Annotated in this window: 12 protein-coding genes; 10 read left to right on the top strand and 2 right to left on the bottom strand. The window is 54.3% G+C overall.

Features of this window, described 5'->3' with window-relative positions; genetic code table 11:
• Window positions 1-159: 159 nt before the first annotated feature.
• The gene (locus tag FIV00_RS21765) at window positions 160-723 is read right to left on the bottom strand and encodes an HdeD family acid-resistance protein (RefSeq protein ID WP_209006661.1); all 564 of its coding nucleotides are present in this window, start codon (window positions 721-723) and stop codon (window positions 160-162) included.
• Between the two features lie 125 nt (window positions 724-848).
• On the opposite strand from FIV00_RS21765, the gene FIV00_RS21760 reads away from it, so the two are divergent.
• The 6 genes from FIV00_RS21760 to FIV00_RS21735 all read left to right on the top strand — a co-directional run bounded on the left by FIV00_RS21760 (window position 849) and on the right by FIV00_RS21735 (window position 7,454).
• A complete protein-coding gene (locus FIV00_RS21760) occupies window positions 849-1,292 on the top strand; it encodes a MarR family winged helix-turn-helix transcriptional regulator (protein ID WP_209006660.1) in 444 nt (147 codons plus the stop codon).
• A gap of 363 nt (window positions 1,293-1,655) precedes the next feature.
• Complete coding sequence (locus FIV00_RS21755; RefSeq protein ID WP_152502724.1) at window positions 1,656-2,390, top strand: LuxR family transcriptional regulator; 735 nt, start codon at window positions 1,656-1,658, stop codon at window positions 2,388-2,390.
• Window positions 2,391-2,650: 260 nt separating this feature from the next.
• On the top strand, window positions 2,651-4,723 hold the full coding sequence (locus FIV00_RS21750) for a methyl-accepting chemotaxis protein (protein ID WP_152502723.1): 2,073 nt from the start codon (window positions 2,651-2,653) through the stop codon (window positions 4,721-4,723).
• A gap of 296 nt (window positions 4,724-5,019) precedes the next feature.
• The gene (fabF, locus tag FIV00_RS21745) at window positions 5,020-6,282 is read left to right on the top strand and encodes a beta-ketoacyl-ACP synthase II (protein ID WP_152502722.1); all 1,263 of its coding nucleotides are present in this window, start codon (window positions 5,020-5,022) and stop codon (window positions 6,280-6,282) included.
• 69 nt (window positions 6,283-6,351) lie between these two features.
• Window positions 6,352-6,909: an XRE family transcriptional regulator gene (locus FIV00_RS21740; protein ID WP_152502721.1), complete on the top strand. Its 558-nt coding sequence runs from the start codon at window positions 6,352-6,354 to the stop codon at window positions 6,907-6,909.
• Complete coding sequence (locus FIV00_RS21735) at window positions 6,906-7,454, top strand: GNAT family N-acetyltransferase (RefSeq protein ID WP_152502720.1); 549 nt, start codon at window positions 6,906-6,908, stop codon at window positions 7,452-7,454. The genes FIV00_RS21740 and FIV00_RS21735 overlap by 4 nt, the downstream gene beginning before the upstream one ends.
• A 45-nt stretch (window positions 7,455-7,499) precedes the next feature.
• Here the strand turns inward: FIV00_RS21735 and FIV00_RS21730 are convergent, their stop codons facing one another.
• Complete coding sequence (locus FIV00_RS21730) at window positions 7,500-9,311, bottom strand: ABC-F family ATP-binding cassette domain-containing protein (protein WP_152502719.1); 1,812 nt, start codon at window positions 9,309-9,311, stop codon at window positions 7,500-7,502.
• A 207-nt stretch (window positions 9,312-9,518) separates the two neighbouring features.
• On the opposite strand from FIV00_RS21730, the gene FIV00_RS21725 reads away from it, so the two are divergent.
• The 4 genes from FIV00_RS21725 (at window position 9,519) to FIV00_RS21710 (ending at window position 13,981) form a co-directional block, all read left to right on the top strand.
• Window positions 9,519-10,019 carry a BA14K family protein gene (locus FIV00_RS21725; RefSeq protein ID WP_152502718.1) on the top strand — a complete coding sequence of 167 codons (501 nt, stop codon included), beginning with the start codon at window positions 9,519-9,521 and terminating at the stop codon, window positions 10,017-10,019.
• A 222-nt stretch (window positions 10,020-10,241) separates the two neighbouring features.
• Window positions 10,242-11,828 (top strand): peptide ABC transporter substrate-binding protein, encoded by a 1,587-nt coding sequence (locus FIV00_RS21720; RefSeq protein ID WP_152502717.1) that lies wholly within the window; start codon window positions 10,242-10,244, stop codon window positions 11,826-11,828.
• Between the two features lie 90 nt (window positions 11,829-11,918).
• Window positions 11,919-12,842 (top strand): oligopeptide ABC transporter permease OppB, encoded by a 924-nt coding sequence (gene oppB / locus FIV00_RS21715; RefSeq protein ID WP_152502716.1) that lies wholly within the window; start codon window positions 11,919-11,921, stop codon window positions 12,840-12,842.
• A 14-nt stretch (window positions 12,843-12,856) separates the two neighbouring features.
• The gene (locus FIV00_RS21710) at window positions 12,857-13,981 is read left to right on the top strand and encodes an ABC transporter permease subunit (RefSeq protein WP_152502715.1); all 1,125 of its coding nucleotides are present in this window, start codon (window positions 12,857-12,859) and stop codon (window positions 13,979-13,981) included.
• Window positions 13,982-13,983: the final 2 nt, after the last annotated feature.

Below are 13,983 nucleotides of genomic sequence, written 5' to 3'. Positions count from 1 at the left end.
CCGGGGTTGCGCCCGAGAATAGCAAACATCAACGTGAGCCTTTTGCAGGAAATACCTGCGATTAAACACGGGAAGAAAGTGACATCAAATAAAACACCCGGCAATAGAGATTTTGCCGGGTGAAACAATCTTCTGAATACCGGTGGTTACAATGCCTATCTAGCCTTTGGCCGCACGTGCGGCCAGGGCAATGGCAATGTAGCTCCAGCCATTGATCAACACGGAGACACCTGCGATCAGACCAAGGGCCCATGTCGCTGAGCCGGGCAGGTCAATTGCAATCATCAATCCAGCTGCCAGCGACACGATCCCGGCAACAAGTACCCAGACCCAACCCTCGTGCGGCTTCAGCTTGAAAGCGAGCAGGATCTGACTGATGCCTTGAGCGGCGAAGACAGCTGCAAGAAGTAGTGTCAATGTGAAGGCGCCGACAATCGGATTGACGTAGATCAGGATCCCGCCGATCACCGCCACGATGCCTGTAATCAGGTTCCAGAGAAAACTGGAAGTTCCTTTGGTTTTCAGAGAGTTGTAGATCTGCACAAGGCCGCCGATGAACAGGACTGCTGCAATCAGAACGGTGACGGCGATTGAAGTTGCCAGTGGCGCTGCAATCAGGATCATGCCGCCGATCACAAGAGCAATGCCAAGCGCCAGAAACCACCCCCAGTTTTCCTGAATTTTCTGTTTCATGTCTTCTACAGCTTGCAATGCGTCCGTCATATGGACCTCCTCAGATTGCATCATTCCGGTTGTCGAAGCTGACGGTAATCGCTTCTGGAGAAAACGCAAACTGCCGGTCAGCGTCGCGGATAGCAACCTGCCTCGATGTGCTAACTTGACAGCTGATGTGTATTTGCACAGTAAAAGGCATGGAAGAAGATGACTTCTCTCTTTGTGTACTGGACAACGCCCGAAAAGCCGCGCGTGCCGTCAGTCGCCACTATGATCGATTGGCGCGAACGGTCGGCATGACTGCTGGGCAGTTTTCTGTGCTGGTCGTGATACGCCAGGCACGTGAAGAGACGACGGGGCAACTTGCAGACCGGCTTTCCATGGAGAGAACAACCCTTGTGCGCAACGTTGCTTTGCTTGAACGCAAAGGCCTTGTCACATCGAACCCTGCGCATAAAGGGCAGGGCAAAACCTATTTGCTGACACCACGCGGATCAGAATTGTTCGATCAGGCCTTGCCTCTTTGGCGGCAGGCGCAACGCGATGTGGAAACTCTTCTGGGCAAAGAGAACTTCACCAAGGCGCTGGGTGCCTTGAAACAGCTTTCGGAGCTTTGATCGATTTGGCAGGAGCTTTCCGGCCAGCCAGGGTTTCAAGGGATCTGCGTCCGGAACATGCGGCCAATTGACCAGCAGAGCGTTCTGCGGCCGCTTGTATGTTTCGTCTGGTCCGGTTTTGCTCTAAACAGCAATTCTGTGCCATTCGGGAAATAAATCTATTCTATTTTCAACTATTTGGAATAAGTAATACTACCAATTATACAATTGTAGATGTTCCTGTGAAGTCTTATCTCAAGTAGTGGTGGCGTCGCGATTGTACTAAATCGCAATGAGGGGTCCTTTTAGTTGTGCTTTAGTATAACTATTTTCGATCTTGATCAGTGGCCAATTGTGAATTGTTAATCCCTAAGGATAATCATTGTGTTAGACGGCACAGCGACAGAGGATTTTGTTTGCGAGTCTTATGAGCGCCTGGCAAATGTCAAATCAGCTTATGAGATATTCAAGTTCTTGAGGTCTGTTGCTGAAAGTTACGACTATTCTCATTTCTCGGTGATTTACATCCCCGTATTCGGGGAGGAACAACTCCGCCGCAAGATTGTCTTGAGCAACTGGCAACCCGAACTGCTGCGTGCCTATGATGAAATGAAGTTGCTTTCAAACAGCCCGATCATCAAGAAACTCAGAAAATCGCACAAGCCGTTAGAATGGGAGCTTGAGAAGCTGAATCTTGAACGCTCGGAAACAGAGTTGAAAAATAGTGTGGAGCTGTTTCGAAGCTTCGATATGCACAACGGCGTTTATTTTCCGACATACGATATCAAAGGCATCAAAGGCGCTGTCTCTTTTGCAGGAAAGCGAGCGCCGCTGCAAATGAACGAAATTGCAGTGCTGCACATCATTTCCGTGTTTGTGTTCAAAAAACTTTCGATCTTCCTTGAAGAGGAAGATGGCAACGGACCCAGTTTGACAAAAAGAGAACTCGAATGTCTGAGCTGGTCAGCTCAAGGCAAAACGAATGCTGAAATCTCAGTTATTCTGTCGATTTCCGAAAATACGGTTTCAGGCTACATAACCTCAACTTGCCGGAAGCTTGATGCATCGAACAAGGTGCATGCAGTTGCGCAGGCTCTTCGACTTGGCTTGATTAAATAAAATCGTAGTTTTCAAATCATTCGCAAATGGTGTCTCGTAAAAAATTCGTTAATTTCATGCCCGCTATTTTAAGGGATCAAAACCTCTCACTGCTTGTTGACCAATTTTATTTGAAATCAGATCACCTTTATAAAGAAGGGTGGTAGTACGTATTTTTACGCGCTTAGCGCTAGTAAGCGTCAGGACAAACAACGCTCACCCTGATCAAAGCCCTAACAAATGTGGGCGACAAACATGATTTTGTGCACTCGGGTGATGCTATGAATTATCTGTCAAATCTGAAAGTTCGAACGCTAGCGGTCGTTGTGATCGTCTTTGCGATTGCAACCGGGACCGTATTTGTCGGCACGTCTCTTGTGATCGATCACGATGTCACGCAATCGGAGCAGGCCTGGGCTGCCTTCAAGGCTCAAAACGAGCCGAAGGCAAAGGCGCTCAGCGAGATCAAGCGGCACATCGGTTACGGCGGCATGATCCATCAGTTCAAGAACTATGTTCTGCGTCACGATGAAAAGCGGATCGGAAAAGTTCAATCGGCCAACGGCGCAGTCCTCTCGGCAATCGACTATTACGCAGCTAGCGGGCCCACGCCCGACGAGCTCGAAGCGCTCAATGTCCTACGCGACACCGTGACCTCCTATGCAGCGAAACTGCAAGATGTTCGCGATCTGGTCGGCGAAGGAAAAAGTGCTGCGGAGATAGACAAGGCCGTCAAAATCAATGACGCGCCTGCGTTGGATGCCATCGCGACGCTTACCTCTTCCGTAAGCGGTGCAAAATCTGACGATGCAGACATTACAAAAACCGAGCTTCGAGGCCAAATTCGCGCAGCGCTTGGTTATGGCGGCATGATCCATCAGTTCAAGAATTATGTGCTTCGGCAAGATGAGGCGCGCGTCGTGAAAGTCAGAGCCGGGCTGCACGCAACACTCGATGCGATCGACACGTTTCTGGCAGGTTCCATAGAACCTGCCGAACGGGAGGCGCTGCAAGACATCCGAACTGTTGTTCAGAAATATGCCGCCGGTCTTGATCAGGCTATTCAGTTGGTCAAACAGGGCAACACGCCGGAGCAGATTGATCAGGTCATCAAGGTGGATGACGGCCCTGCGCTCGCAGGTTTGCAGTCACTGACACTTCAGGCCGGAGCAGACACAGTGATTGCAGGTCAGGAACTGTCGCAAAACCTCAAAGAGGTTGCGCAGGTCACCAGGAGCATTGTGTGGATTGCCGTTGCCACAGCCGTCGTCCTCTCGCTTCTGGTTTACCTGGTCTTGTTCCGTCAGATTCTCTCGCCACTAAGAGCTTTGACTTCTGCCATGAAAGGTCTGTCGGAAGGCGATCTTGGTGTGGAGCTGCCTGAGAGCACAAAGAATGAAATCGGCGAAATGATCGCGTCTGTTCAGGTGTTCAAATCGAATGCGCTACGCGGCAAAGAGCTTGAAGCGGAACAGGAGCAGCAGAAGGAACACGCTGAGCAGGAACGCAAGGCACTTCTTGAATCGTTGGCCGATGATTTCGACGCAAATGTCGGCGAAATCATCAATACGGTTGCTTCGGCATCTTCCGACCTGAACAATTCGGCCAAGTTCATGGCCGAAACGACCGCAAAGACAGAAGCCCAGGCAACAGCTGTGTCCCAGGCGTCGCACGAAGCATCCATGAACGTACAGACCATTGCGACTGCAGCAGAGGAAATGGCGAGTTCTATTGGTGAAATCAACCGTCAGGTTGTTTCGGCTTCGGACGCATCAAAGCTTGCACTTGCTACAGTCGATCAGACCAGCTCCCGGATCGCACAGCTTGCGGAAACCGCGGAAAAGATCGGCGCAGTTGTCGAAATCATTTCTGAAATTGCCGAAAGAACCAATCTGCTGGCGCTGAATGCCACAATTGAATCTGCAAGGGCAGGGGACGCCGGCAAAGGGTTTGCCGTTGTTGCAGGCGAGGTGAAGCAACTTGCAAGCCAGACGGCGAGCGCGACTGCGGAGATCAACAAACAGATCGAAGGTATTCAGTCTTCCACCAAAGAAGCCGTTGTCTCGATGAACGAAGTGTCGAAGGTCATGAGCCAGCTCGATGAAACCTCGGCCTCGATCGTCGCGTCAATCGAACAGCAGGGAGCAACCACCAAAGAGATTTCTCAAAATGTCCATGAGGCGGCAAACGGCACCGCCCAGGTGTCCGAGAATATTTCCGGTGTGACCCAGGCGGCCAAGGAATCAGGATCTGCAACGACCGGCCTGACAGATTCCGCCAACAGACTGTCCAGTCAATCCGAGATCCTGAAACAGGCAGTCGGTTCGTTCATTTCCCAGGTTCGAATGGGCTGATAAATCCGCAATGGAGCCGGGTTCCGGCATTCCAGCGGACTGCTTTCGCGCAACCTTCCCCCCACCCCGGTTGCGCGAAAGCTCTTTTGTTGGGGCGGCATTTCATTGCTTCATGACTGGTCTGGCGTTTCTCATGCTGAAAAACCAGGAGTTGCGCAGCGCGTTTTTTCGCCAAGCTGCCTGGCAGAAACTCAAATCCCTGAACTTTTTAAAGCGCGCTGGACAGTTGACGCTTGAGTTGCCGACGTTGGATGTGTAATTACACATTCGAATCCATGAATCAGTAGAGGTCAGATATGCGCCGCGTTGTCGTTACAGGATTGGGAGTTGTCTCGCCGGTCGGAACAGGGGTCGAAGGCTTTTGGGAACGACTGACCTCTGGCTACAATGGCATTAGAAAAATCAGCCACTTCGAAGCTGGTGATCTTGCTTGCCAGGTTGCCGGTGAAGTGCCGACACGCGCTGAAGACACGTTTGGTTTTGACGTCGACGCTGTCATGGAGCCGCGTGAACAACGCCGGTCTGATCGCTTCATTCACTTTGCCATGGGCGCCGTTCACGAAGCGCTGGCTCATGCAGGCTGGGCTCCGAAGACGGATGCGGAGAAAGAGCGAACAGGTACGATCATCGGCACGGGTGTCGGCGGCTTTCCGGCAATGACTGCCGGCACGCGACTGGTGGATGAGAAGGGACCGCGCAGGGCATCTCCCTTTCTGGTTCCCTCATTTCTTGCCAATCTTGCAGCCGGACAGGTTTCCATCCGGCACGGCTTGAAAGGGCCGATAGGCGCACCGGTCACAGCTTGCGCGGCCAGCCTGCAAGCACTTGGAGATGCCGCAAGACTTATCCGCGCAGGTGAGGCAGATGTTATGGTCGCCGGTGGCGCGGAAGCCTGCATCGACCGTGTCTCATATGCCGGGTTCTGTGCAGCCAAGGCCATGTCTTCGAAGCGAAACGATGATCCGGCTCACGCGTCCCGTCCGTTCGATCAGGACCGGGATGGCTTCATCATGGGGGAAGGAGCCGGCATTCTCGTGCTGGAAGACTATGAGCACGCCAAGGCGCGCGGCGCGAATATGCTGGTGGAATTGACCGGTTACGGCACCAGTGCCGACGCCTATCACGTAACAGCCTCATCTCCCGACGGTGAAGGGGGCTTGCGGGCCATGCGGCAAGCCCTGTCGACGGCAAATCTCAAACCGGCAGAGATTGGTTATGTCAATGCTCACTCGACCTCGACACCGGTTGGAGACGCTGCAGAAGTCGCAGCTCTGACAACCTTGTTCGCCGGGCGTGGCAAGGATCTGGCCGTTTCCTCGTCAAAATCGATGTTTGGTCACCTTCTCGGGGCAGCGGGCGCCGTTGAAGCAATTGCCTGCGTCAAAGCGCTTCTCAGTGGTTTGCTGCCGCCGTCGCGGAACCTGGAAAATGCGGATGAAGGCATGGCGAAATTCGAGATGATCCCGGATCGGGCCATCGCGAGGCAGGTGGATCATATCCTGACAAACGGTTTCGGTTTCGGTGGCGTCAATGCCAGCGCGGTGTTCTCAAAAGTCTGAGGCCATCGGCTGACTTGAATTTCAAGCAATTCCCATATATGAGAATATTATCATTTATGGGAATTGCTGATGACCGACACAGACGAACAGCTGGGACGCCGTATTGCCGAGTTGCGTAAATCTCGCAACTGGAACCTGGACCTGCTTGCTGAAAAGTCCGGCATTAGCCGCGCAACGCTGTCGCGAATAGAGCGGGGCGACACCAGTCCGACAGCAGCCTCGCTCGGGCAGCTTGCCCGGGCCTTCCAGATTACAATGGCAGAAGTGTTCGGCTTCGGAGCCCCTGTGTTGGACGCAAAGATAGCGCGCTCAGAACAGCCTGTTTGGCAGGATCCGGAAACCGGGTTCTTGAGACGCACTGTGTCGCCGGCATGCAGCGGATTCCGTGGAAGTGTCGTTGAAGGCGAATTGCCTCCCGGCAAGATAATCTCCTACGCAGTACCTCCTCTTCCCGATCTCGAGCATCACCTTGTTCTGCTTCAAGGAACCATGACGATGACGATTGGCGATGAGCGTCATGAACTCACCGCTGGAGACTGTTTGCGGTTCCGATTGAACGCTCCCAACTCCTACCACGCAACAGGCGCAGAACCGGCGCGTTATCTTTTGACGGTGGTCACGCCATGACATCGACAGACTTTGTCCCGGAAGCACCGGTTTTCCTTCTTAAGGGTCGTGAAGCAGAGGCCGCGTTGCCGCAACTTGCCGGCCTTCTCAGAGCCTGCGTCGAAGATGGCGCAGGGATTGGTTTCATTCTTCCATTGTCATCCAAAAGGGCGGAAGCCTTCTGGAAAAGACAGGTGGCAGCGATTGAGAAAGGCGAGGCGTTTTTAATGGTCACCCGCGAACAGGGGGAGGTGACTGGAGTGGTCATGCTCGTTCCTGCACTGCAGGACAATGGCTTGCACCGCGCAGACGTCGCTAAGCTGATGGTGCATCCAGATCACAGGCGCAAGGGTCTGGCGCGCCGGTTGATGGCAGCCGTCGATGGCTTGGCGTCGTCAATTGACCGCTGGCTGCTCGTTCTGGACACCGTCACCGGAGATCGGGCGGAGCAGCTCTATCCGACATGCGGTTACAACATGGTCGGCGTCATACCGGACTATGCCTATGGCAGCCACGGTGTCCTGGACGCAACGACCGTGTTTTATAAGGATTTGAGGTCATCGTAACTGGGGGAGGCCTGAGCCCGGGCACCAGACAATTGAAAGGCGCTGTCAGCTTTCCTCGCTCAACATTTCCAACTCCAGCCACTGTTCCTCGGCAGCGTCCTTTTCTGCCGTCAGATCAGTGATTTGTTGCGATAACTTAGCAAATTTGTCAGGGTTCTTAACGTAAAGCTGCGGGTCATTCATTTCCACCTGAAGCTTTTCAAGTTTTGCTTCAAGTTGCTCGATTGTGTCTGGCAGCGTTTTTAATAGATGCTGCTGAGTGAAACTGAGCTTCGACTTTGATTGCGGCTTTTGAACCGAACCGTTTGATGAAGATGACTTTTCTTTCTTTGCCGGTGCAGGTTTCTCGCCTTTTCGCGCTTTCACGCCTTCACCGCGTTGCGCCAGCATGTCGGTGTAGCCACCGGCATATTCACGCCAGACGCCGTCATCCTCCGAGACGATGACCGAACTGGCAATTCGGTCGAGGAAATCGCGATCGTGCGAAACGATCAGAGCTGTCCCGGGATAGTCCGCGAGCAATTCCTGCAGCAAGTCCAGCGTTTCCAGATCAAGATCGTTTGTCGGTTCGTCGAGCACCATCATGTTGGACTTGTTGGCAAGCGCACGCGCGAGCATGGCGCGGGCCCGTTCACCTCCGGAAAGAACACCGACCGGTGTCCGGGCCTGTTCGGGTGAAAACAGAAAGTCCTTCATATAGGACATGACGTGTTTGGTTTCGTCGCCAATAACAACCATGTCCCCCCGGCCACCGGTCAGCACAGAAGCCAGTGTGTCACTGAGATCGAGCTTTTCCCGTTTCTGATCGAGGGTCACCATTTCAAGGTTGGTGCCGAGACGGGTCGTACCACTGTCAGGCGCCAGCTCCCCGGTGAGCATTTTCAGGAGTGTCGTTTTGCCGGCGCCATTGGGGCCGACGAAACCGATCCTGTCACCACGCTGGATGCGGGTGGAAAAGTCCTGAACGATCCGCCGATCGCCATAGGCTTTCGAGATGCCCTTTGCTTCCACCACGAGCTTGCCGGAGACCTCTGCCTCCGTCGCGCTGAGTTTGGCGGTACCCTGCGGTCCGCGATGTTCTCGCTTCTGTTTTCTCAAGTCGGCAAGTTCGCGCACCCGGCGCATGTTGCGTTTACGGCGTGCTGTGACCCCGTAAGTCATCCAGTGTTCTTCGCGTTTGATCTTTTGCGCCAGTTTCTGCTGGTCGATTTCCTCTTGCTCAAACACTTCGTCACGCCAGGCTTCAAAATGGGAGAAACCTTTTTCCATGCGCCGGGCAATGCCGCGGTCGATCCAGACCGTTGCACGGGAAAGGTTTTCCAGAAAACGGCGGTCGTGAGAAATCAGGACCAGTGCAGATTTCAGGCTTTTGAGCTCCTCTTCGAGCCATTCAATCGCAGGAAGGTCCAGGTGGTTGGTCGGCTCGTCGAGGAGAAGGATGTCCGGCTCCGGCGCGAGCGTGCGCGCAAGCGCTGCGCGCCGCGCTTCCCCACCAGAAAGCGACTGTGGGGTCTCTTGTCCAGTCAGACCAAGCACTCCCAGTAGATACGCTCCACGATAAGGGTCGTCGCCCTCCGTGAGGCCTTCGTTCACATAGTCCAGTACAGATGCGTACGAGGAAAGGTCAGGGTCCTGCGGTAGATAACGAATGGTCCGGCCGGGTTGAAAGAAACGCTCGCCCTTGTCCATCTCGACCTGGCCCGCAGCAATTTTCAAAAGCGTTGATTTGCCTGAGCCGTTGCGGCCAACGAGACAGAGGCGCTCACCTTCGGATACCGAAAGATCAGTACCGGTCAACAGCGGTGTTCCGCCAAAGGTCAGGTGGACATCGCGGAGCATAAGAAGCGGTGGGGCCATGTGTGCCTGTCGGTCAGGGGTCAAGGGGCAAGAACGGCGCCCGGTTTACTGGTCGTGCAAGCGCACTGCAAGCACGTGGAACAACCCGTCGCTCATTTTTGATCGGCAAGCCCCGAGATTTTCGCCTGGAATTCGGTTATGATCCTTTCAACGTGGACAGGGGCGACCACCAACGTTCGGCCGAAACGGCTGACAGGAGAGAGCATCATGTCTTATCGGCTAGTTGGCCCGAACTGGGCCGCGCGCCTGAAAACGACCTTCAAATCCTGCCTTGCAGCGACGGTTCTGACCGTAGCTGCCGGAACAGCTTCCGTATTTACAGGAGTAGGTGAGGCCCGCGCCGATGCATTCTATTTTGGCGGCGGCGGCGTCGGAATAGCGATTGGGTCGCGAGGGTACCGTGGCTATCGAAGCGGCTTCTATTACGGGTTCGGTCCCTACGGTTTTTCAGGACCTCCATTCAGACCCTATGGAGCTCCTTACTACTACCATCCCTATGACAGGCGAGCTTATCCGTACCGTTCAAGGGTCTATGTGAACCCGCCAAGACGCGCCTACAGACAACCGCAGCGTGTGCCTTACACCAAGACAGGATTGGCTCCGTTCACGCCGCAGTGGGTGGCCTATTGTTCGCGGAAATTCAAGTCTTTCAATCCCAATACGGGTACTTACCTGGCCTATAGCGGAAAATATCGATTTTGCCGATGACTTCGGCATAATGTTGCCCATCTCTGCGGGTGATCCATTGGCAATATCGGAAAAGAGCGGAATTTTATTCCGGTTGACGTGCGTTTTCTGCAAAAACATAGCCTATTTTCGACCTTCGTCGAAATGTGCCGTTGGGGGATGCTTGATTGCGCGCAAAGGTCGTGGAATCTTGTCCGGTATCGTTCCTGTAACATCAAACATAACCGAAGAGGGGAGAGCGATATGATCAAGTCTATGCGCGTGACCGCGCTTGCGGCGGCTCTGATGGCCGCCACATCTCTTACCGCCTTTGCTGAAGTGGTTTACCACCGCGGCAACACTGCTGACCCGGAAACACTGGACCAGCACAAGACCTCAACAACATACGAAGCGCATATCCTTCGTGACCTTTATGAAGGCCTCGTTTCCTACAGTGCCGACGGTCAGGTGATCCCTGGCGTTGCGACTGATTGGACGATTTCCGATGACGGGACCGTCTACACCTTCAAACTGCGTGACGATGCCAAGTGGTCCAATGGCGACCCTGTCGTAGCAGGTGATTTCGTCTATTCGTTGCAGCGTATCATGACGCCCGAAACCGGCGCCAAATATGCAAACATTCTTTACCCGATCAAGAATGCAGAGAAGGTCAACAAAGGCGATCTGAAGCCGGAAGAAATCGGCGTCAAGGCGATTGACGATCACACTCTGGAGATCACGCTTGAGGCTCCGACACCTTACTTCATCGATCAGCTGACGCACCAGACTGGCTTGCCGGTTCACCCGGCCTCCGTCGAAGCGCACGGCTCTGATTTCGTGAAGCCGGAAAACATCGTTACCAACGGTGCCTTCACGCTGGCTGAGTTCATTCCGAACGCGCATGTCAAGGCGACGAAGAACCCGAATTTCCACGACGCGGACAACGTCAAAGTCGACACCGTCTTCTTCTATCCGACCGAAGACCGTGGCGCTGCGCTCCGCCGCTTCCAGGCTGGTGAACTGCACACCAACAACGATGCTCCGACCGAACAGGTTGCCTTCATGAAGGACAATCTGGGCGATCAGTTCCGCGTTGCGCCCTATCTGGGAACCTACTACTACGCTCTGAACCACGAAGATGAGGCATTGAGCAATCCTGAGGTTCGCCAGGCACTGTCCATGGCGATTGACCGGGAGTTTCTTGCCGACGAGATCTGGGGCTCCACAATGGTCGCGGGCTACTCCTTCGTGCCGCCTGGCATCGGCAACTACGGCGAGCCGGCCTTTGCAGACTACAAGGACATGTCTCAGATCGATCGTGAAGAAAAAGCGATCGAAATGCTGGAAAAGGCCGGGTTCAGTGAATCCAACCCGCTCAAGCTGACCATCAACTACAACACCTCAGAAAACCACAAGAACACGGCTGTTGCGATTGCCGATATGTGGGCGCCGCTGGGTGTTGAGATTTCGATGATCAACACAGACACCAAGACCCACTACGCCATGTTGCGTGACCGTCAGGACTTTGACGTTGCCCGTGCCGGCTGGATTGGTGACTATTCCGACCCGCAGAACTTCCTGTTCATGGTCGAGAGCGACAACACCGGCTTCAACTACGCTCGTTACGAGAACCCGGAGTATGACGCGCTAATGGATCAGGCCGCGGAGACCATTGATTTGGAGAAGCGCGCCGGCATCCTGAAGCAGGCAGAAGAAATGTTCATGCGCGATCTGCCGTTCATCCCGCTGATGTACTACGGCTCCATGAACCTGGTTTCCGACAAGGTTTCCGGATTTGAGGACAATCTCCTCAATGTTCATCCGACCCGCTTCATAAGCATCTCCGAATAATCGATAACGCCAGGACCGGCAGGGAACTCCCTGCCGGTCTTTTGCAAGGCGGCAATCAAAGACCGCCGGCAAACCAACAGGGGCAAACCTATGCACCGCTATGTGCTCGGTCGATTGCTTGGAGCAATCCCGACTCTCTTTCTGATCGTGACCATTTCCTTTTTCCTGATCCGGATCGCGCCTGGTGGCCCATTCGATCTCGAGCGCCCGTTAGAGGCCAAGGTGATGGAAAACCTCAACAAGATCTATCACCTGGACGAGCCGCTCTGGAACCAGTACCTGCTTTATCTGAAAAGCATCGCGCAACTGGATTTCGGGCCGAGCTTCTATTTCAGAGATTTCACGATCAATGAGCTTTTTGCACAAAGCCTTCCTATTTCGATCCAACTCGGCCTGACAGCGCTCTGTCTGGCTCTGGTGGTCGGAGGAACGCTCGGTGTGGCTGCGGCCCTTCGCCAGAACAAGCCTGCTGATTATTCGATCATGGCGGCGGCAACGCTCGGTGTGACGATCCCGAATTTCGTCGTTGCACCCATTCTCACGCTGATACTTGGGGTCTGGCTCGGCTGGCTCCCCGTGGGAGGATGGAACGGCGGCGCCTTCGTCAACGTCATCCTGCCCGTGGTTACATTGGCCCTGCCTCAAGTTGCTGTTGTTGCGCGCCTGACCCGCGGTTCGATGATCGAGGCGCTGCGATCAAATCATGTCCGCACCGCACGGGCTTATGGCCTGACCGGCTACATGGTCATCGTGGTGCATGCACTCAGGGGTGCGATCCTGCCTGTTGTTTCCTATCTGGGACCCGCCGCAGCCGCCCTGTTGACCGGCTCCGTGGTGATTGAAACAATCTTCGGCATTCCCGGTATCGGTCGCTACTTCGTCCAGGGAGCGCTCAATCGTGACTACACGCTTGTGATGGGAACCGTTGTGGTCGTGGCTTGTTTCGTCATCTTGTTCAATCTCGTTGTGGATCTGCTTTATGCATTGCTCGATCCACGCGTGCGGTACGATTGAGGAGGGGCGTTATAATGACCATTGCCATGTCAAACAACGAAGCTCCCGCCAAAGGCAGATCCCTTTGGGACGATGCCCGCGACCGGCTTCTGGCCAACCGCGCTGCTGTCGCCTCAATGATTGTTCTGGTGATCATCGCACTGCTCTCGGTTCTTGGGCCTATCTTGTCGCCCCATAAATTTGACACCGTCTACCGCGACTACGTCAAAGTACCTGCCAGCCTTGAAGCCTACCCGCGCCAGGAACAGGTCGAACCGGGCTTTGAAAGAGCAGTCAAGCGTGCTCGCGTGACCTTGGACAGCTATGAGCAGGTCGGCGACCAGGTGATTGCCCGCATCAGCTCCCGCCGTGAAATCGACCCGCGAACCACGCGATATATTGATCGAAGCGACCTGTTCAAGAATGCCGAGATTGGCGAGTTTTCGGCCGACAAGAAACAGGCGACACTTCGCGCTGACATCAATTACATCCATTTCTATTTCGGGACGGATGCGAACGGCCGGGATATGATGACACGAACGTTTATTGCCGGCCGGGTGTCACTGACCATCGGGCTCCTGGCGACAATCGTTGCCATCAGCATTGGTGTCCTCTATGGAGCCACCTCCGGATATCTCGGCGGACGCATTGATCAGATGATGATGCGGGTCGTAGACATACTCTATTCGCTCCCCTTCATTTTCTTTGTGATCATGCTGGTGGTGTTTTTCGGTCGCAACTTCATCCTGATGTTCATCGCCGTGGGCGCTGTCGAATGGCTCGACATGGCACGTATCGTGCGCGGTCAAACGCTCACGATCAAACGTCAGGAATATGTGCAGGCTGCAGAGGCCATGGGTGTTGCCGATGGCGGCATCGTGCGACGCCACATCATTCCAAACACGTTGGGTCCGGTCGTTGTCTACATGACATTGCTGGTGCCCAAGGTCATTCTGCTGGAAAGCTTTCTGTCCTTCCTGGGGCTCGGCATTCAGGAGCCGATGACAAGCTGGGGCGTTCTGATTTCAGAAGGCGCGCGTAACCTGCAAGGAGCTGCCTGGATGCTCATCTTCCCATCCATTTTCCTGACATCGACGCTATTCGCGCTGAACTTTATCGGCGACGGTCTGCGCGATGCGCTGGACCCGAAGGATCGGTGAGG

Source organism: Labrenzia sp. THAF82 (assembly GCF_009363435.1).
Classification (GTDB): domain Bacteria; phylum Pseudomonadota; class Alphaproteobacteria; order Rhizobiales; family Stappiaceae; genus Roseibium; species Roseibium porphyridii.
Note: the sequence above shows the minus strand (reverse complement) of the source record. Positions and strands in the feature narration are given on the sequence as shown.

Bases quoted from the DNA above. Each gene is read 5' to 3' on its own strand.
- FIV00_RS21765 (WP_209006661.1), bottom strand. From the start codon at position 723: ATGACGGACGCATTGCAAGCTGTAGAAGACATGAAACAGAAAATTCAG.
- FIV00_RS21760 (WP_209006660.1), top strand. From the start codon at position 849: ATGTGTATTTGCACAGTAAAAGGCATGGAAGAAGATGACTTCTCTCTT.
- FIV00_RS21750 (WP_152502723.1), top strand. From the start codon at position 2,651: ATGAATTATCTGTCAAATCTGAAAGTTCGAACGCTAGCGGTCGTTGTG.
- fabF (WP_152502722.1), top strand. From the start codon at position 5,020: ATGCGCCGCGTTGTCGTTACAGGATTGGGAGTTGTCTCGCCGGTCGGA.
- FIV00_RS21740 (WP_152502721.1), top strand. From the start codon at position 6,352: ATGACCGACACAGACGAACAGCTGGGACGCCGTATTGCCGAGTTGCGT.
- FIV00_RS21735 (WP_152502720.1), top strand. From the start codon at position 6,906: ATGACATCGACAGACTTTGTCCCGGAAGCACCGGTTTTCCTTCTTAAG.
- FIV00_RS21730 (WP_152502719.1), bottom strand. From the start codon at position 9,311: ATGGCCCCACCGCTTCTTATGCTCCGCGATGTCCACCTGACCTTTGGC.
- FIV00_RS21725 (WP_152502718.1), top strand. From the start codon at position 9,519: ATGTCTTATCGGCTAGTTGGCCCGAACTGGGCCGCGCGCCTGAAAACG.
- FIV00_RS21720 (WP_152502717.1), top strand. From the start codon at position 10,242: ATGATCAAGTCTATGCGCGTGACCGCGCTTGCGGCGGCTCTGATGGCC.
- oppB (WP_152502716.1), top strand. From the start codon at position 11,919: ATGCACCGCTATGTGCTCGGTCGATTGCTTGGAGCAATCCCGACTCTC.
- FIV00_RS21710 (WP_152502715.1), top strand. From the start codon at position 12,857: ATGACCATTGCCATGTCAAACAACGAAGCTCCCGCCAAAGGCAGATCC.